Here is a 19,806-nt window from a genome sequence, read left to right as displayed (position 1 = left end):
GAAACGATTTGTGATGAATGGTGTTGATTGGAATCCTTACCTGGATACAAAATGGCTCTAAATCGGCGAGATTTGCCTCAGGAAGTATCAACTCACCTGTGGAGGTGGTGTCCCAGCCAATTTCGGGAGTTCAGTCTCTCCGCGTGCAGAAACAGGCGTTTTGAGATGACGATGTTTCCAGGCAAAGAATCCCCTGCCAAGCCAATTACGGAACGAACTCAAATCGCGGATGGTAATTATGGGGCATGAATCTGGTCGAGCGTGTGTCCCACGCCCAGGCACCAGCGAGTTATCCACAGGTCCCTGGTGTGTTAAATAGAGTTAGAAATAAGTGTTACGCTGTGGATAGCATCTCGCAAGCCCTTGAAGTTCGGCCCGTTTTAAGAACGCCCGGTGGGTGAAATATCGAAACGCGGTGGGTAAACCGTCGAAGATTAGTGGGCAGAATATCGAAACATCTTGACGGGTGGGTGAAACATCGATAGTTGGAAAAGGTGTGTGAAATATCGAACCCAGGACGCTTGTGAATTCTTCCGCCGATCTCCGTTCTCCTCTTCTTCCTGACCGCCATCCGACGCCGGACTTCTTCGTCTGCGACATATTTGACGCTTCCCCTCGCGGTGACATGGCCAGCATGGAGCATCCCGTGTTTTCGCTCTCCACAAAACCCGATCACCGGGTTCGCCGTTACGAAAACGGGTGCAACTATCTTGAAATCAAGCCGTCCGCCGATGGTCTAGCGACGGTTCACGATCGCGACATTCTCATCTACTGCATCTCGCAACTGATGGCATCATGGAACGAAGGGAAGCCGATCTCGCAGGTAGTTCGCTTCAAAGCTCATGACTTACTTAAGGCAACGAATCGCATGACGAACGGGCAAGCCTACTTGGGCCTCAAGGCTGCCCTAGAACGTCTATCGGGAACGCGGATCAGCACCAACATCCTAGCGGGCGGCCAAGAAGAATTTGAAACGTTTGGGTTGATCGAACGTGCCAAGATCGTGCGGGAAACCCGCGACGGCAGAATGCAGGACGTCGAAATTAAACTCTCCGATTGGGTCTACGCCGCGATTGAACACAAGGAAGTTCTCACGCTCAGTCGGAATTACTTTCGCCTGCGAAAACCACTCGAACGTCGGGCGTATGAAATCGCCCGCAAGCATTGCGGTCGACAAAGCCAGTGGCGAATTTCACTGGAGAAACTGCAGCTCAAATGTGGTTCCAGTTCTACGTTGAAGGAGTTTAGACGCCTGATCAAGGCCATTGTGGACGAGGACCGAAAATTCAATCACATGCCTGACTACTTAATTTCCCTGGAAGGGGACATGGTCATCTTTGCGAATCGGGGGACAGTGCCTGATTCGATCTCAAATGGAGAGGAGATCGTCATTCCGCCACTGAAACCCGAAACCTATGTAATTGCAAAACAAGCCGCTCCGGGCTGGGATGTTTATCTCTTGGAGCAAGAATGGCGAGGGTGGATCACCGAGCCGCCGCAATATCCCGATGCGGCCTTTGTGGGGTTTTGCCGGAAGGTTGTTGAAAAGCGTGGATCTCTCTGAAACGGCGAGGAAGACCGGGTAAGGGGAATTGAAACATAGGAGGTTGAAAATGCCTTCGGCCTTGCGTTCAAGTTGGTGATTCCAATCGCTACAATGAATTGCTCAAACAAATTGAAAAGTCCTCACTTTGGCAATAATGACTGGCATGACTCGCACCAAGAAACGTATCCTGGTCGCCCTCTATCATTCCTACGTCGACACTTCTAGTGGGGCGGCGATTTCTCTTAGGGATTTGATGGAAGCTTTGGCAAGTCGTGATACGGAGGTTCGTGTGCTCTGTGGCCCTCGACTCGACTTCGAGGGGGCGAAGACCAATGAAGAGTTGCTCCGAGAACAAGGGATTCCGTTCAAAACGTATCGTGCGTCGCATCAAGGTGAAGGCTTTCGATTATGCATGTTTCGAACGGGAGGAATCGAAGGAGGGATTTGGATTCCGAAACATCCCCAGGCAGACCCAAATCACGCCGTTGGGGAGGCTTGGCTTAGTTCGTACCGTGATCTGGTAGCGAACTGGAAGCCAGACATGGTGATTACGTATGGTGGCTTCTGGATGTTTCAGCCAATGATGGACATTGCTCACCAGCACGGAGCCAAAACGGTCTTCTTTCTGTGCAACTGCGCTTACACCAATGGTAAGATGTTCGAGAAGGTGGATTGCACGATTGTTCAATCGAACTTTCATGCCGAATGGTGCCGAAGAACATTGGGAATTGAGGGAGTTCCTTTGTACCCCTTGATTCCGCCAGAGCGTTATCTTTGCAGCGATAAGCGTGAGCCCAAATATCTCACCTTCGTCAATCCACAGCCAGCCAAAGGGCTTTTTATTTTTGCCAAGATCGCGGAAGTGTTGCAGCGAAAACGGCCAGATATTCCTTTGCTGGTTGTTGAGGGGCGAGCCAAGGGACACCTGTTGGCTCAGGCTGGTGTTCGGCTATCTTCCCACAACCTCTTCCGTATGGCGAATACGCCCGACCCCCGCGATTACTTACGAGTTACGAAAGTGATGTTAGTTCCATCCGTGGTGCAGGAGACGTTCGGTCGTGTGGCCGCCGAGGCGATGATAAATGGAATACCCGTTGTGGCAAGCAATTGCGGGGCTTTACCCGAGGTGGTCGGCGACTCAGGCAGGCTCGTTGATCTGACTACTCGATTGATGAATTCAACATCAGTAATGCTGAAGGATGAGGAAATTGCTCCTTGGATTGAGGCAATTGAACAGCTTTGGGATGATGTCGATTCAGATGTCTCAAGCCGGTGTGTTTCTCAATCGAAACGATGGTCGATGGAGTCGACACTGCATGAGTTTGAAAATGTCTGGAATCATGCGTAATTGAGCCAGTGTGTTAATGAAAAGAAATTGGCGATAGATAACAATCCGATCTCTGATCGAGTTAGCGAAGAACAGGGGCAGGCCCGGTTAGACGTGAAAACGGTTTCGACACGCCTGATTTAGGCACAAATATTTATCAGGAACATTGGATATCCTTTTTGAAGCTTGAGCAAGAAACCCAAGCCGCCGCCGTTAGGCGTGCCGCCCGCGAAGAGTCAACACCGCAAGCCGTGGAAGCCTGTCCAACCGGTACAGCCTGCGAAGATCGTGATGCTACGGTAGTTCACTGCGTGCGAATTACATTGCCAACTTCATCAAAGAACTCACCCCTTGAATGCCCAAGGAACTCCTCATAGTCATTCCCATTGACGCTGCATACGGAGTCGTCCTGCATGACATTCAGTCGATCATGAAATGTTCTGATTTCCAATTCGTCAGCTTTCTTGTTCCCAGTCGCAACATATTCTGAAATGGCATTACGAACGGCCGTATTGCCATCCTCAGAGAACATTCCGAAATCTTGCGGAATCTCGTATTTCAATCGGTGACGAACAAATCCTTCCATGATGGCGTTTCTTATATTCTGCCGAACATCTGAGTCGAACAATTCTTCATGTTCGTTTCCAATCTCGTCAAGGAGATTAAGCAATCTCTTTAGAGCATCTCTCATTTTCATCCTACCTGTGATTTCCGATCAGTATCCAAAGTCAGCGGGAAGATCGCCGTAGCCAAAGATGTGGCGAAACTTCTCCCACTTCTCTTGTGTTACCGGCGACACCGGGTTATTGGGATCGCGATACCTCACATTGGGAGGTTGCATGCGATCTATGTATTCTTCGTCAAACCTCCGCTGCGCACGAGCATTCCAGGGATATGCGCTATCATCCACTCCCCGGGGTGGACCTGTCTTCGTTTGAGGAATCTCGACTTCAATCCCATCTTGAGGTGACTTTCCGTAACGTTTCTGGAAATCGTTTGTTGATCCAGTCTTCGTTCGCCCCGATTCCGGTTTCAAGTACACGCCCCCTTCACCTTTCGTCGGAGTATCGACGGCCCGTTGCCGAAGGTTGTTGGGATTCGGACCGGGAACTCGTCCAGCGTCAAAATCCACGCCGTTTGGGGCATCTGTGCCATCCCCCGGCTTGCAGGTATTATTGTGAACCAAAGCCCCGAGAGTCGAAACACGGTAAACGTGTTCCCCTTCCACGGTCATGTTGTAGACACGGTGGACTCCGGGAACTTTCGTTAGGGATTGTACCCATAGCGGACCATCGGGGCCTTGCAGCTGGTCCCCTTTGCGAAGTTCACATACGGAAACCCAGCGATCGTCGGTAGCTCGGTAGACTTTGTGAAAGCCGGTCGGGCGAACCGATTCCGTCACGCCGGGTGGCACTGGCTGCTAAGGAAACCTCCCGGTGTGCCACGGTGCCTCTGGCCCGTGTCTGGGAAGCAGGGAGATGCCCAACTAGGTAATTAAGCAGCGTCAGAGTCAGACTGGTTTCTGCTGCTATGCAGTCCGTGGCCAGTTTGCCTCTAGCAGTCGTGGACTTCCGAGAAGCGAAACGGCATCCAAACCCGGGCAAGATGCCCGGGGCACCTGGCGGCGGCAATGCGAAGGCTTGTGGCTCAATGACAAAAACGCCGTCATTGGGCTATCGAAGATGAACCCGTTGCCGAGGATTCAGCGGTCAACAAGGGCTTGAGCAAAAAGCCCAAGCCGCCGCCGTCAGGCGTGCCGCCCGACAAGAGACAACACCGCAAGCCGTGGAAGCCTGCTCAACCGGCCAAGCTGCAACCGTTCAAACCGGCACAGCCTGCGAAGATCGATCGAAAGATCAAATCAACTATTCAGTCTTCGACAACTGGTTTTCTTGGGGAGAGAAACGGGTCTAACCTCTCGTGTACTTCGCCCCTTGCCACTACGAGTACCTTGTACCCATCAAAGACAGCATTTCCGGTGCATTCATCATCTGACCAATATACGAGACCATGACTCCCCGGAAGAAGTTCAACCAAACGTTGCAGCACGTCTAACAACTTATCGTGATCCGTTCCTCGATGATTAGCACCTCCTGAACACTGAAAGACCTTGGAGTAGTTCACATGGACAATGCAGTCATTGGGCTTGCAGTTTAACTTGTCACGTACAATTGCTCTCAGCGATTCGACCTTTGAGTCAAGCTGCCCACAATCAGATTCTTCCGTTGATTCGCTGAGTTCAATCCAAAGATGGTACTCGTACATGGTCTTGCTCAATTCAAAGGGGTGTAATGTCGATGACAGGATCAACTCCGTACCGTTTGCCATACTCTTCGAGCTTCCGCAAGACATCTCGGTGCGGAGGACCTTCAAAGTGAAAGTACGGTTTTCGCCCACTCTGAATGGCCGTCTCAAAAGTTGCTTTTGCCTGATCTCGAAACTTCTTGTTTATCACGAAGTTCGCTGGCTTCGATTGAGCAACATAGAGATCACTGACGGCATCGAACTCATTGTCTGGGCCGTTAGAAAACTTTACTCGTGACTCACCTCCCAATCGTTTGGCCAGCGCATCGGCCGCAGGGTCGGGACTATCAACCTTGACGAGCTTGCCGAGTCCATCGTTTGGGACATCTGCTCCATCTCCCGGAGGACAAGTATTATGCACCAAAGCCCCAAGAGTTGAAACACGATAAACATGCTCCCCTTCCACGGTCATGTTGTAGACGCGGTGGACACCCGGAACTTTAGTGAGGGATTGCACCCATAGCGGGCCATTGGGGCCTTGCAGTTCATCCCCTTCGCGAAGTTCACATACGGAAACCCAGCGATCATCGGTAGCTCGGTAGACTTTGTGAAAGCCGGTCGGGCGAACCGATTCCGTCACGCCTTCTGGTGTGACGAGCGTCAGTTCGTGGACGTCGTTATTCAAATGATCGACGGTAGTCAGCACTACCCGACCAGGCCCCTTGGTAATGGGCGGGCAAGGTTCGATCTCACGAACCGTAGCCATCAAGTCTTCCGGTAGCCCCATTTCCACCAGATCGAGCGGTATGGGAACGTTGCTGCCGACTTGAGCCTGGAACGTTTCGATCCATTCCGGGGACTGCAAAGTTTCGACGTTGACGACATCCAGCGTACCGTCTTCCCAGTGCATCTCGGAACGCAATCGCAGCAGTTTCCAGGTGGCAGGATTGACTTCGGTTTGCCCCACCATTTCTGCGGAGGTGAACGCCCCTGCAATTCGATTCCCTACGCGAATCTTTTCAATTGCGATGGTCGACGATGTCGAAGTTGGCTCCGTATTCGAGGAAGCGACCGCCGTTGGTAAACCACTGGAAGATGGCTGGAGCCCCGTATAAGCAAAGACGGAGGCGACCGATAAGCAGAGGGCCAACCAGATCCAACCCCAAAATTCACCACCCACGCTACGAAGCGGTGGAACGGGCGGCTCGGAAGCCAACGCTTTCGCGTGATTAGCAGAGGTCGCTACACACGAGACTCCGACAGAGGGCAGCTCGTTTGTGTCGTTGAGTTTTTCCATCACAAGTTTCTTCGGCTTCAGTTTCTTATCGTTGGACTCTTCTCGTTCCCACCGTAGTGAGAAAGGTTGCCATTGTCGATTTCGTTTTCGCCGCTGCATTCGCCAGCCAGCATAACCAACAAACGTGACGAAGCCAGCCATCGCTAAAGAACCGTAATCCGATTCTGAAGATTCTAGGCTAACAAACTCTGCATTGGAATTTTCAATTGTATGAAGCAGAACTGGGGTGCCTGCCACAAAACATGTCCGGTCGCTGGGACAAGGATTCTTGCGAGACTGAGAACCGACCTGATCTGAAGTCTTTGAAAGTCCACGAGAACTCTTGGTTGGGTTCTTGGAAGTACGCAAAGAGTTACCTGCTCTTCTCGCGTTGCTACCCTGTTTAAGGCCTCTCCTCGCGTTTTTCGCTGATCTGGCGGCATCCAAGACTTCTCCTGCTAGGCCTGACGCTTTTGCTCCTAAGCCGACGTCAGCGGCCGCGAATAGGCCACGTGTGATTCGCTCTTCGGTAGAGAGTTCCTGGTCGTCGATCAAACGACCGCCACTGTAGGCCTCGTATAAGTCTTTGCCAGTTCCAATAAGCGGTATACCGGCCGGGTGGCACTGGCTGCTAATGAAACCTCCCGGTGTGCCACGGTGCCTCTGGCCCGTGTTTTGGGAAGCAGGGAGATGCCCAACTAGGCAATTTAGCAGCGGCAGAGTCAGGCGGGTTTCTGCTGCTCTGGACTTCGTGGCCAGTTTGCCTCGAGCAACCGTGAACTTCAGAAAAGCGAAACGGCATCCAAACCCGGGCAAGATGCCCGGGGCACCCGACGGCTCACGCACGCATGGGAAAGAGCCCGCCGGTGCGTAGATACCAGCATGAAGACGTTTCACGAATGGCTGGCAGAGCGAGAGCGGCGGCAATGCGAAGGGCTTTGGCTCAACGACAAGAATGCCGTGATCGGGCTGTCGAAAATGAATCCGTTGCCACGGGATTCAGCGGTGAACAAGAGCTTGAGCAAGAAGCCCAAGCCGCCGCCGTCAGGCGTGCCGGTGTTCAAGCCGTGGAAGCCTGCTCAACCAGCCAAGCTCCAGCCATTCAAACCGGCACAGCCTGCCAAGATTGTGATGCAGAAGCGTCCGACTTAGCCTGCCGACTCAAATTCAATGAACTCTGGTGGAACTGAATCGGCCAGCCAGACCTTTTCATTGCCTTCATAGAAACGGACATCGTTCGCTGTGGCTTCCTTTGCCAGCACTCGGAGAATCACCGGTGCCTTGCTCTTTCGTCTGCCAACTTCGAGGGCCGTAGCTTCATCGGTCGAAAGGTGGACGTATTGCCGCTTCATTGGCATTAGTCCTGCCGACAGAATTTGTGGAAGCACGTTGGGGCTGGTTCCGTGGAACAACACGTCGGGTGGGGTGGCTGGCGTCTTCTTCAACTTGCCAGCGACGGAGTGTCCATAGATGGCACGAATCCTGTTGTTCTCCATCTCGTGACGACGCTTCGATGAGGCTGCGATCATGTGAGCGAGATCAGCCGCACATAACTCGCTCCATTCTGAACGCTCTTTTCTCAAGGCAGAAAGAAGCGACTCAACCGGCGTCCATCCTTCACTATCCAGTTCCAATTCATAGAGCCACGGCTCGTGGCGAAGGGCGTGGGAAACCGCTTTGCTCAAATCAACTGTGCTATTCATTCTCTGTCGCCTTAAACTCCTTCGCTATCTTCTCGATTTGCTCTAGCCACTCAGTGAAGTTTTTTGCTACCCCTCGACTCTCAAAACCCGGAGAGCAAAAACTGTGGATGTAAAGCACTCTCGGGTCACCTGATGTGTCGGCACCATCGAAGCATGCCACATCATCCGATCCTCCGTCTTTGGCAAAGGGTACAAGTTCACGATTCGGGAATTGCTCCTTCAACGTGTCCGCCCAAAAAATCGAGTTCCTCTTGTAAGGTGCGAGCCATCCCCATGGTTCAATGTCAGGTAATCCATCTCGCACCAACTGCAGATAGCTCGCTGGGAACCGGAATCCTATGAAACGTGGGTAGTCATCAAACAAATAGAATTCAGGCATCATTTACTCCGGCATTCCAGTTGGGCGTGGCAGCGTGTTGCTGCCATAGGGGGTCTTACTACCAAATCCGCCAGACTGACGACCAATGCGTATTTGGATCGCTTCTCCCCACGTCGAAGGCACGTTACCAGAATGTGAGAATCTCTCTACTTCGGCTAGCGTCAGAGGAGCATCGAATGCTCTTTCCTGCATCTTCACTTCAATTCCGGCTTCACGTGCCGCACGAATACGGGTGTTGTCCATGCTTGTCAAACGACCGTCTGGCATGCGAACAACATCGACTGGATCACCTTGCCATCCCTTCGTTCGCATACTCTCGACAAGGTCGTTGTAAGTGAACGGTTTGCCCGTAACTCGGTCCACCTTATTGAACGACACCGAGTTTTGAGAGAAGCGAATATCATCAGCCGATTTCGATAATGTTGTTGGGGCATTTTTAGCCGAACTCGCGACATTGTCAAGTTGCTTTGCTCCCTGGCCCGCCGCTTCCTCCGTTACTTGTTTTGCTCCTTTTTTTCCAAGAGCTCCAGCCGCTGCTTCCAAACCATCTGTTGCTACCTCCTTTACAACATTTCCCTTACTACCTGGGAGGCCTCCCATTGCCGTGGTTAGGCATGCTTCGGTTAATTCAGCAGCTGCAATTGCTCCTTCTGTCACTTCCTTGACTGCGTTATTTACATCATCTCTTCCGCGATCCATCATTTGCTTGCGGCTCTTGCGATAATCATCCATCAAGGGCCCATCAAAATTCACATTGATAGATCTTGGGTCAGCCATATTAGCAGTTGCGCGACGTTTAAGATCATTCGTCGATTTTAATCGACTCTTAAAGCGGCGAATATCATTAGGAATGTTGGCCCATGCGCCAATTCCTTCACCAATCTGTTTACCTCTTGTTTCGCCAAATCCCCAAGGATTTACTTCTTCGTAGAGGAACCTTCCCCACGTTCTTTCCTCAAGGCCAGAGGGGTCACTAAATACTAATACGGTGTTGCCGACATATCGATACAGGTTCTCATCCCCAGCATCAAACCCCAACGGATCTTGGCTAATCCACTGTCCTGTCCCAGTGTCGTAGTACCTTGCCCGGTTGTACTGCAACGCACTTTCTTCGTCGCGTTCACGTCCCGTGTAAGCGAAAAGTAGATCGATTGCGGTGTTACTTTCCGAAGTAACGTTGCCGAACGCATCGTAGGCGAGATGATTAACAATTGTCGTTGTATCGGTGACAGGGTTATAAGAAGCAACGTCGCGGATACTCCCTAAATTGTCGCTCAAAGCCCAGAGAACATCTCCTGCACTACTGGTGCTGGTGACTTCCTCTTGGGCTAATATCTGGTCAACGCTGGCCCCATACAGAAAGCGGTCGATTAAGTCATCACTTTCATCAAACGCGAACAGAATGTGATCCCCCGCGTTGCCCATTTCTTCGCGAAGTCCGTCATAGATGTAAACCTCCTTGGTGGCCGTACCACTGCCAGCCCCATCGGCATCGATCGTTTTCACGATGCGGTGATTGAAGATGTCGTATGTGTAGTCAACATCATGGGTGACTGAGCCGCCACTATCCTTTGTGGTGATGCCGGTCAAGCGGTTGCGATAGTCCCATTGGTACTCGATCACTTCGCCCGTCGAGATGTTAGTCTTGGTAAGACGGTTCCCTTCGTCGTCGTACGTGTAACTGTACGTCCCGTCGGAAGTGATTTGGTTGTTGTCCCCAATGGTGTAGCTCGTACGATTGCCATTACTATCGTAGGCGTACGACTCATCGTTGGACGTGCCGTTGCGGTCGGCTCCCGTTAATTGACTGGTGTCATCGTAGCTGTACGTGGCATTCTCGGCCGAATATCCGGTCACCGTAAAATCGGTCAAGCGGTTTGCCGAGTCGAAGCCCCAGGTGTAACCAGCAAGCGTTGAACTGCTACTATCTTGGTAGCTCAATGCGGTCAGTCGATCGGCACGATCGTAGGTATAGCCGCTCGTATAAACCAGTTCCGAGCCAGCTAGATCGGCATAGGCGGTAATCGATGCAAATTGATAATCGTCTTCGGCATCGTACGTAAAATCGACCCGTTTTTCCGCGACAACACTTCCGCCGGATCCGCCCGTGCCTCCTTGGGTGACTCGCGTGAGACGATTCCAGTAGTCGTAGGTATATTCATTCGCCAGGTCATCGGCGCCATCCACGACTGCCGTTAGGCCCGTGCGACGACCGAGCGAATCGTACGCTTCCTCCAAATCGACATCAAAACCTAGGGCTGCCAGGTCGTGTTCGGTATTCGTTACGCGCCCTAAGTTGTCGTAAGTGAACGTGTAGGTGGCCGCGGAATCGGACGCACTGGTCAACTGAGAAGCGGCATCGTACGCGTAGGAAAGTGTATGGAGGACGGTGGCTCCATCCATCCACTTTTCGGCTGTGCGGCGCTGTAAATCATCGTAAATGTACTCGGTAACCCGGCCGTTGCGATCGGTATACTCTGTCAGGTTGCCAGCCGCATCATATTCGTAGCTGCGAACGTCACTCAGTTGGTTCGTATCGGTGAGAACCTGATTCAGGTAGTCGTACGTCCAGGTTGTGACATTCTCCTCAGGATCGGTCAGAGTCAGCATATTGCCGTTGGCATCGTAGGTATATTCCGTCTCGCCACCTTCCGCGTCGGTCTTCTTGGTCAGTCGACCAAGATTGTCGTATAGATAGCTCGTGGTATTGCTCAGGGCATCAGTTTCACTCGTGATCCGACCGTTTGAATTGTAGACGTAGCTCGTCGAAGCCGCTGCTTCGCTACCGTTGGAACTCGCTTGCCCCGAACCGGTAAGCTGAATTTCAAATGACGACTCATCGCTATCATTGTTATTGATTGTCAAAGCGACCGAATAGGAGGCGATCGACGTGGGAGCGAATCGCACGGTGATCGTGGTTGACTCACCTGGGGCTACTTCCTCATCGGAATAAGAAATGATCTTGAAATCACTTGGGAGGGTGATCGAGCTAATCAATAGATCGCTGCCACCGATATTTGCGATCTCGAATGTTCGGATCGCGTATTTACCAATGTCGACTGCCCCGAAGCTCACCGAGGAAGAACCGTCGGTAAGGACGACGCCCGAAACAACGCCATCGGTCACAACAATCTCTGCCCCGCCCGAGGCCGAGCCGGTGACTCCCGTCCCCGAGCCAAGCCCGGTACCGGAAGCGAGCCCCGAATCGTCTGGATCGGCTTCGGTGACCGAAATAATTCTTCCCAGGTTGTCATACTCGTAACTGGTCTTGCCATCCCGAGTAATGACGGCTGCTAGTTCCCCGTCGTCGTTGTACTCAAACAAGGTCACCGGGGCCAACTGGGATCCCGCGCCATCATAATCGGGCTCGTAGATGGCAATCTGACGGCCCAAGGCATCGTAGATGTAGACCGTGGTGCCAAATGGATCGGTCATGGTCGCCGTTAGCCCGGCTGAGTTATAGGTGTAACTCACCGTCTGAGATTCGGCGTCGGTGACACTCGCCAGTTGCCCTCGGGTGTTATAGGTGTAGGTGGTAACCGGCGCCGAGAGTGAGCCACCACCATCCGGATCGGGGAGGGTCTCTGTTCGCAGCCGCCCCATGGTGTCGTAGGTATAGGTGGTGGTGCGGGAAAGAGGATCAGTAGCCGTCAACAAATTCCCCGCCGCGTCATAGGTGTAGCTATACACAGGCGAGGTCGCTGAACCTGCACCATCCGGATCGGGCAAGGTTTCGGTGATGAGCCTGCCCAAGTTGTCGTAGGTGTAAGTGGTCGTGTTGCCCAGCTGGTCCGTCTCACTGGTAAGTTGACCAGCGGCGTCGTATACGTAGGTAATCTCGGCAGCCGAGAGGGCCCCGCCACCATCGGGATCTGGTTCCGTCAGAGTGATCAGGCGGCCCAAATTATCATAGGTATAGGTCGTCTCGCCTCCATTGGGATCGGTGACGCTGACGAGTTCTCCGAACACATTGTATTCGTACGTCGTTACAGGCGAGGTTAAAGCTCCGGCACCATCGGGATCGGGCAAAGTTTCTTGGGTAAGATTGTTGAGATTGTCGTAGACGTAAGTCGTGACATGTCCCAGTGGGTCGGTGGTGGTCAACAAGTTTCCGACATCGTCGTAGGTATAACTTGTAACCGGAGCTGTCTGCGCTCCAGCTCCATCTGGATCAGGCTCAGTAACCGTTTTCAGACGACCTCGATGGTCATAAGTATAACTCGTCGTCCCCTTCGAAGTTGTTTTCGAGGCAACCTGTCCCATGGCTGTATAGGTGTACGTGGTGACCAAAGCAGCCAGAGGCCCAGCTCCGTCGGGATCTTCCGTTTCGACTTCGACTAGCTGATAAAGATCGTCGTAGGTATAGGTTGTCGTACCTAACGGAGTCGTTTCGGTGAGCAGGTTTCCTTCGGAGTCGTAGGTGTATGTTGTCGTGACACCATCGAAATCAGTATAGCTAGTGACACGACTGAATGCGTCGTAGCTCGTGGAACTGGAAAGCGACGTCAAAGAACCTACACCATCAGGATCTGGCAGCGAGACGCCGGTGACTCGCCCGAGATTGTCGTAAGTGTAGGTGGTAACACCACTGAGCGGGTCGGTTTCCGTAAGGACGCGTCCTACTGCATTGTAGGTGTAGGAGGTGACGGGAGCTGACAGCCCACCCGCGCCATCGGGATCGGGGAGGGTGATACTGGTGAGCAGGCCGTCGGTATAACCATACGTGGTGACGTTCCCCAGTGGATCCGTTTCGGTGAGCACGTTGCCCGACGAATCGTACGTGTACGACGTCTCGGGTGAAGTGAGGGCTCCTGCGCCATCTGGATCTTCTTCTGTGATCTCGTCGAGTCGCCCCTTTGAGTCATAACCGTAGGTGGTTGTACGACCATTCACGTCAACCGAACTGACCTTGAGCATCGAGTTGTAGGTGTAGGTAGTGACCGTTGCCGCAACGCCACCAGCCCCGTCAGGATCTGGTGACGTCATCGTCAAAACCCGATGTAGGTCGTCGTAGGTGTAGGTCGTTGTATTGCCGCGCTCATCGGTTTCTGTCAGAAAGTAACCGTACGAATCATAAGTCCAACTCTTCGTGGCTTCGTCGCTGGTTCCCGAGGCAAAAGTAACGTCCGTTGTATTGCCGTACTGGTCGTATTCGTACTCCGTTACCACTCCGTCTGGGTCGGTGATCGTTTCGACCAATCCTTGAGGTGGATCGGAAGAGATGGACGGGGCAGCGGTGTAAGTGTAGGTGGTCGTAAGGTCGTTTGTCTCCATATTGACGCCGTCATCAATGTTACCAACCACCAAGGTCTCGGTCAGCAACAACTGATAGGTCGCGTCGTAGGTATAGAGCGTGATCTCTCCGGTCGCATCGGTGTATTTTGTTGGCTCATTCCACGTTGCATGGTAAACCCAGGTTCTCACCGAACTGTCAGGCAGTGTCTCGGTTAGCATATTCCCGCGACTGTCGTAGGTATATGCGTAAACAGGCGATGTGAGAGGACCGGCTCCGTCCGGATCGGGAAGCGTTAACGTTTCCACAAGTCCATTCTCGTCCCGCTCGTATGTTGTAACGTTTCCTAGAGCATCGACTTCCTTGATAAGATAACCCAACTCGTTGTAGGTGTACGAAGTAGCGATCCCTTGAGAATCGGTGATGGTCTCGGTGTACTCTCCTGTTGTATTCGCGGCGTATTGCGGAGAAACGATATCAATGGAAGAACCATCAGAATATTCGATCGAATCGACGTACCCCAACGTGTCGTAAGTGTAAGTGGAAACCAACCCGGCCTGGGTCACCGTCGAGATTCGATCATCGACGTTGTACGAATAGGTCGTTACTGGAGCGGGAAGAGGATCAGCTCCATCCGGATCTTCCAACGTGACAGAAGTCAGCTTGCCGCTGGTATACCCCAGCGTCATCGACGTTCCAAGCGAACTGATAATGCTCGTCAACAAGTCGCCCGTATAGCCGTAAGTAATCGACTCGAAGGGCGAAACCACGGAAGTTAGGCGAGGCGTTGACCCGATAGTCGTGTAGCCATACGAGGTTTCACGCCCTTGTGCATCGGATGAGGCGGTTATATTTCCATTCGTATCGAATTCGTATTTGTTGTTTTCCCTGTCTACTAACTCGTAGCCACCACTGACTGGTGTGAGCGTAGCGAAACTTCCCGGCGCGGGCTCGAAACCACCGCTGGAGTCCGAGGGGAAAAACGCGTTCTCATCGCCATAGGAGAATTGGGCTCCGCCGCTGTATAGCGAAAGATTGGCGACATTGTCTAGACTTACCCCTTGTTCCCCAAGGTAGACTTGGCCCGATTTTGTTTGAGGTCCACCGACAAGATTCGACGACGATAGGGTTGCCTTATAGCTGGCAACATCGTCTGATGAAACGTCATCCCGATCATAGGTAAAAGTAAAGACAAGAGTTTCGGAGCCGGTGAAACTCTTCGAGTCGGTCTGAGTTGACGCGTTTCCAAAATCAACAGCCAGGCTTACCGAATCACTGACGCCACTTCCCGCGGAAACTTCGACTTTGAAGGATAGGACCAGGTCTCCAGACGTGTTGTACGACGTCTTAGCCGCGCTCATCTTCGATTGGCCGCCGGAGACCCCATTGCAACCGCAAAGGGTAGTCCCGTTTCCTTCTTGATCGTCCAATGATTTGTCGAACAGGTCCGCAGAGAATCCGCCTGAACTGCCACCGGAACCGCCGGAGCTACCACCCGAACTACTTGATCCACCGCTGTAGCTACTTGATCCACCGCTGTAGCTACTCGATCCACCGCTGTAGCTACTCGATCCACCGCTGTAGCTACTCGATCCACCGCTGTAGCTACTCGATCCACCACTAGAGCCCCCGCTCGAACTTCCCTCACCCTCAAGTATGGACCACAGGTATGAAGACTCTCCTTCCAAAACCAAGGGTTCGATCTTGCCATGTTCTGGTTGCTCGATCGTGCTTGAAGTCATCTCCTCGTCATTAGCCATATCCTCATAGAGCGACAGAATTGAGCCGCTTGAATTAGCATCCGACTCGACCTCGGATCCCGATTCCTCCTCAACCACCGACGGAGAGCCAAAGACTAAGCTGGCGTCCGCAGCCAAAAGCTGGCGATGCTCTAATGTCTCGAGCTGTGCCTTGCGTGCACCTCGATTTCGACGCTTCTTCTTATCCTTTTTGGGCGAAACGGCAGGAAAACCGGTTAACAGCTGATTCCAGAACGAGCGGTCGTACGACATCCGATCCTCGGGTACTGCAAGGTAAGAAGAAAAGGAGATCCATTCCCTAGTAACCACCACACGAATGCAGATATGTAGCGGCACCCCAACCAAGCCTCCACTCCTACGTGCGGACTCGTTTTGGGGGGAATTCAACGATGATGCATGTTATAAGTTTTTTTTCGTTTCAGTTGCAAATGTTTTTCTTGATTTTTCCTCAGGTCGCCGAATAACCCGACCTTTGCATTGCCTTAACCCCAATTAAATGAAGGAGTTATGTACAAGGATCGAATTGCATTTGCCGAAACGCTTGGGCTGCGGTGAACACGCAGAGCAACCTTCAGCCCATTTATCACGCCATCTTTCCTGGAGATACACAAAGCTGTTAGCTTTGTAATAGGCCCATACAGTTACAGGCAATTTGCAAAATTTATCGAATAAGCACTTTCGAGAATCTTGTCGCTGATCATGACACTCCAAAACGCTTCTCTGGAAGAGATATTTCCCGTTACTTTCGTGGTAAATCTGCCCTCACGGGAAGACCGCTGGGAGGCTTTTTGCGAACGGATGCGAGATCGCTGGCCTTTCGGAAGGATCGTTCGATTCCCGGCAGTGAATGGTCAACTTGCTCCGCCTCCCTCCTGGTGGACAGCAGGTGAGGGAGCCTGGGGATGCTACCGCAGTCACGTCCAGATCCTGGAAACCTGCCTAACAAGCGGTGTGGAACGTGTTCTCATCATGGAAGACGACGCGTTTCTTGTGGAAGAGTTTGAGGCGTCGTGTCACTCGTTTTTTCATCACCTTCCCGAGCAGTGGAAGATGATTTACCTGGGGGGCCAGCACTTACAGCAACATTTACGGCTCCCTCGCAAAATCAATGAGTGGGTCTATCAGCCATTCAACGTCAATCGCACGCATTGTTATGCTGTCCAAGGTAGGGAAACAATCCGCAGCCTTTACCAGCACCTCAACGAGGCTCGTGATTGGAAAGAGGGGCATCATATCGATCACCATTACGGCGAATGGCACAAGCGGAACTCAAGCGGAATGTTTGTGCCACGCAAGTGGCTGGTCGGTCAAATCGAAGGGCTGAGCAGCATCACCCGCAAAAAAGAGGAGCGAAACCTCTGGTGGGGAGCCGAAGAACTTACCTGCGGCGAGATCTCGCTTCCGATGGTCGCCGTGCTCGGACTCTACCGTGGCGGAACGAGCTGCGTGACTGGCGTGCTGCAGCATTTGGGCGTTGAGCTCGGCTCCCACTTGAAACCCGCGAACGTCAACAATCCAACCGGATTCTTTGAGGACGATCTGTTAGGGGACGTTTGCCGAAACATCTTCAAAGAACCCTGGTTATCGAGAGATATTGGTAGTGAGGAATCCGTACCCTTGCTGCGTTGGTGGGCCAACAAACGCTGCCGAGAAGCACCTGAGAGCTCCAGCTGCCTCGGTGGCAAACATCCTATTCTTTCCATGCTGGTACCGGAACTAGTCCAAGCTTGGGATAACCCGAAATTCATTGTCGTGGATCGACCTATCGAGGAGTCAAAGCGGTCTTTGCAGAACGCATATTGGGGATGGCCGATTGAGGCGATCGATTACGTGCTTCCACGAATGCTCAGCCAACGTGATCAGGCTTTGCAGGAATTAAATACCTCACGCCTCAGAGTGGACTTCACCGAGTTGCTGCGTGAGCCAGAGACCGTCATCCGTGAAATTGTGAAGTTTCTGAAACTTAATCCCAGTTCAGAGCAGCAGCAAGAAGCAATTAGCTTTGTAAAGAAAACAGAATGATGTCGCCCAGAAGTATTGGCAATCTCCAGTCGAGAGAAGAGGGCTAGGCGAGCAGTCAGTTTTCGACAGGGATGCCTGAGATGAGCATGAATGTTGATAAGCAAGGTAAAGGGCTATTTCATCGGTTAACTCGGACAAAAATCAATAGTATCCGTGCTCTTTCAGCCACGTCTCAACTGCTTCTTCAATGATCTCCTGGATCTGGCAAGTTTCGAGGCCTTCGAGTTGTCGCTTCAGGGAAGCTCTTTTGAGGGCGGACGCCAACTTGGGATCACAACGCGTTGTCAACGGCACGCGGCCACGATATTGCGGAAGGACTTCCTCGGTATTTTGCGAATTATCAATCTTGGCAAATGCGTTCAACTTTGATTCCGTAATTGGTTCCATCGATTCGTCATCGCTACCAAACACAAATTTCTTTTCCTGTTCGGTAACATTGGGTGTTTCCGAAAGACCGGTCACCAAAGATCTTCGTGGGCTCATGCGGACCTCCTTGCCTCTCGCTTGGTTTTGACTTTCTTTGCCTTGGCCTCAGGCAAAATCTCGGAGAAAAGGCGTTTCGCCTCCATCGAGGCTTCACGGGCACGGGCTCCCATTTGCCAAACAAGTGCTCCTTGACCGGGAGCATCAGCGTAGATTTGTCGCAGGACAAGCGGCGTCTTGGCCATCGGAAGATTCAAGGCCGCCGCCGCTTCGATCATGTCTTGGGTAAGACGATACTTTTTGCCGACCATGCTGAGCACAATAATCGCCTTAGGCAGACCACCTCGGATGTCCTGAGCCTGTCGCAGGACTTCAGTTGCTTTCGCCAAGGCTCGAATCTCTAGCATGCTTGCCTTGCACGGGACGACCGCCAGATCGGCCCTCAACAACAAGGCCCTACTCGTTTCGGTCTGGCTGCCAGGTCCATCAGCTACGACAAAATCGGTTTCCTGGGCCAGGGCAGGCAATTCGTTGAGAATGTCATCCGGCTTATCCAAGATTACCGTCTTTACGTCGGGGCACGCTTCGCGAATCCATTCGCTGGAACTGTGTTGCGTATCGCAGTCAGCTAATAGCACGCTGTGCCCCTGGTCGTGGAGCCAGGCAGCGATATGGACGGCGGCGGTCGATTTTCCGACTCCTCCTTTTGTGTTGGCAACAGCAATAATCGTCATGCCAGCCTGATTAGCACCATTCTTCCCGACTGGCAAGCAGAAATGTTTTCTGGGTAGTTTGTTGCAGGGCCACCATGCCGTCCGGACTGTTGGCCACTCGAAAAGATGGAGAGAAATCAGTCTTGTAAGCAAGCTTGCCAGATTGCTGGCCAGCTAGAAAGCTGCCCTTTCTGCCATGAATCTATCCGCCCAAAAAGCTTTGAAGCTCCTTCAAGGAAACGCCTGCCAAAAATAGTATCAATAGAAGGGGAGTTTGATCACGCCTCGCAGTAGGGGAGTCAGCCGCCTGACTTTCCCGGGGAAACTTATCTACCAGTTCACCGGAAGCTGGTCTCCTACTGAAAACTGCTGTATCAATTCAGATTCGACGTGAAACAATCTCAAACAGGAGCTCGCAGCCTTGGTCTATGTGTTGAATGAAAGACAACAGTTGTTTTTGCAACTTGTCCAAGAAAAGGAAGGATTGGAGGATGACGAATTTGGCGATGAAATGATCGTCAACAGAGCGTTATCCGCCCTTGCGAGGGAAGCTGCAGAATTGTGGAGAAAAGCGGGTGGAATCTCCGAAGAAGAGCTGATTTCGATTATCGATAAGTGGTGCTACAAGTTCGAAGTTAGATGGAACGGAACAAGCCTGTTGCGAGACGATTCTGAAGGGTGGATCGTGGTCGACGAATTTAGTAGGGGTAATTCGTGCGAAGATGCCTTTCCTGAACTGTACGAGTCATTTCAATTGTTCTTGAAGGCCTATGGATTCTTGGTGGACGAGAAATCCTACGGGAGTTATTCAGTTAGTTATTACCGCTAAAGAGCGGACGTTCAAACTGAAAAGTGAGCACCTGTACGAGCTGTTCATCTCATATCGTGCGACCAACCTAAGAAACGCTAGGAGACTCGGAACCGGCAGAAGCCATTTGACTCCTGCCTGCCCTAGTCGTAACAGCCTATAGTTCTTCCTCGTGATTCTCGTTGATCCGAGAAGTAGACTGATCGACTTCTTGAAGCTTGCGGATTCGCGTATCGGCCAGGTTAGCGATCTTGGCGACTAACAAAGCGTCCCTGAGCCCGAAGCTGCTTGTCGACTGATAGTTCCCCGTGGAGTCCTTATAGGACGTATCGATCGTGAACTTGTAGAACGGGCTGCCATCTTCGGCGAGAT

Annotated in this window: 15 protein-coding genes; 5 read left to right on the top strand and 10 right to left on the bottom strand. The window is 52.2% G+C overall.

The genetic code is table 11. The features are described 5' to 3' along the window. The first annotated feature begins 523 nt into the window (after positions 1-523). Positions 524-1,564: a plasmid replication initiator TrfA gene (gene trfA / locus DTL42_RS19320; RefSeq protein ID WP_234824275.1), complete on the top strand. Its 1,041-nt coding sequence runs from the start codon at positions 524-526 to the stop codon at positions 1,562-1,564. Positions 1,565-1,709: 145 nt separating this feature from the next. Beyond that, positions 1,710-2,894, top strand: coding sequence for a glycosyltransferase (locus tag DTL42_RS19315; protein ID WP_158545473.1), 1,185 nt, complete (start codon positions 1,710-1,712; stop codon positions 2,892-2,894). 283 nt (positions 2,895-3,177) lie between these two features. On the opposite strand, the gene DTL42_RS19310 is transcribed toward DTL42_RS19315, so the two are convergent. The 4 genes from DTL42_RS19310 to DTL42_RS19295 form a co-directional block, all read right to left on the bottom strand. Next, positions 3,178-3,564, bottom strand: a complete 387-nt coding sequence (locus DTL42_RS19310) for a hypothetical protein (protein WP_147274353.1) — start codon at positions 3,562-3,564, stop codon at positions 3,178-3,180. A gap of 24 nt (positions 3,565-3,588) precedes the next feature. After that, entirely contained in the window at positions 3,589-4,275 is a 687-nt protein-coding gene (locus tag DTL42_RS19305; protein WP_114371062.1) for a hypothetical protein, read from the bottom strand. A gap of 467 nt (positions 4,276-4,742) precedes the next feature. Further along, the gene (locus tag DTL42_RS27220) at positions 4,743-5,138 is read right to left on the bottom strand and encodes an Imm7 family immunity protein (RefSeq protein ID WP_158545472.1); all 396 of its coding nucleotides are present in this window, start codon (positions 5,136-5,138) and stop codon (positions 4,743-4,745) included. A 13-nt stretch (positions 5,139-5,151) separates the two neighbouring features. Beyond that, positions 5,152-6,555: a restriction endonuclease fold toxin gene (locus DTL42_RS19295; protein WP_114371143.1), complete on the bottom strand. Its 1,404-nt coding sequence runs from the start codon at positions 6,553-6,555 to the stop codon at positions 5,152-5,154. Between the two features lie 720 nt (positions 6,556-7,275). On the opposite strand from DTL42_RS19295, the gene DTL42_RS19290 reads away from it, so the two are divergent. Beyond that, positions 7,276-7,545 (top strand): hypothetical protein, encoded by a 270-nt coding sequence (locus DTL42_RS19290; RefSeq protein WP_114371058.1) that lies wholly within the window; start codon positions 7,276-7,278, stop codon positions 7,543-7,545. Here DTL42_RS19290 and DTL42_RS19285 read toward each other — a convergent pair. Genes DTL42_RS19285 through DTL42_RS19275 form a run of 3 tightly spaced genes read right to left on the bottom strand, consistent with a single transcriptional unit; the run spans position 7,542 to position 15,720 of the window. Then, complete coding sequence (locus tag DTL42_RS19285; RefSeq protein WP_114371056.1) at positions 7,542-8,096, bottom strand: RNA 2'-phosphotransferase; 555 nt, start codon at positions 8,094-8,096, stop codon at positions 7,542-7,544. The two genes, DTL42_RS19290 and DTL42_RS19285, sit on opposite strands and share 4 nt — an antisense overlap. Beyond that, on the bottom strand, positions 8,089-8,478 hold the full coding sequence (locus tag DTL42_RS19280; protein ID WP_199590184.1) for an SMI1/KNR4 family protein: 390 nt from the start codon (positions 8,476-8,478) through the stop codon (positions 8,089-8,091). The genes DTL42_RS19285 and DTL42_RS19280 overlap by 8 nt, the downstream gene beginning before the upstream one ends. Further along, on the bottom strand, positions 8,479-15,720 hold the full coding sequence (locus tag DTL42_RS19275) for an RHS repeat-associated core domain-containing protein (protein WP_114371054.1): 7,242 nt from the start codon (positions 15,718-15,720) through the stop codon (positions 8,479-8,481). Positions 15,721-16,311: 591 nt separating this feature from the next. On the opposite strand from DTL42_RS19275, the gene DTL42_RS19270 reads away from it, so the two are divergent. Further along, on the top strand, positions 16,312-17,490 hold the full coding sequence (locus DTL42_RS19270; RefSeq protein WP_158545471.1) for a glycosyltransferase family 25 protein: 1,179 nt from the start codon (positions 16,312-16,314) through the stop codon (positions 17,488-17,490). 141 nt (positions 17,491-17,631) lie between these two features. On the opposite strand, the gene DTL42_RS19265 is transcribed toward DTL42_RS19270, so the two are convergent. Further along, a complete protein-coding gene (locus DTL42_RS19265; protein ID WP_114371049.1) occupies positions 17,632-17,973 on the bottom strand; it encodes a hypothetical protein in 342 nt (113 codons plus the stop codon). After that, on the bottom strand, positions 17,970-18,647 hold the full coding sequence (locus DTL42_RS19260; protein WP_114371048.1) for a ParA family protein: 678 nt from the start codon (positions 18,645-18,647) through the stop codon (positions 17,970-17,972). The genes DTL42_RS19265 and DTL42_RS19260 overlap by 4 nt, the downstream gene beginning before the upstream one ends. Before the next feature lie 400 nt (positions 18,648-19,047). Between DTL42_RS19260 and DTL42_RS19255 the strand changes: the two genes are divergently transcribed. Then, positions 19,048-19,455 carry a hypothetical protein gene (locus DTL42_RS19255; RefSeq protein WP_114371046.1) on the top strand — a complete coding sequence of 136 codons (408 nt, stop codon included), beginning with the start codon at positions 19,048-19,050 and terminating at the stop codon, positions 19,453-19,455. 136 nt (positions 19,456-19,591) lie between these two features. Here the strand turns inward: DTL42_RS19255 and DTL42_RS26415 are convergent. Continuing rightward, positions 19,592-19,806, bottom strand: a 215-nt coding sequence (locus DTL42_RS26415; RefSeq protein WP_199590183.1) for a hypothetical protein, incomplete at its 5' end; no start/stop codon positions are given.

The organism is Bremerella cremea (assembly GCF_003335505.1).
GTDB lineage: Bacteria > Planctomycetota > Planctomycetia > Pirellulales > Pirellulaceae > Bremerella > Bremerella cremea_A.
The sequence above is the reverse complement of the archived record's forward strand: the minus strand, read 5'-3'. Positions and strand labels throughout refer to the sequence as shown.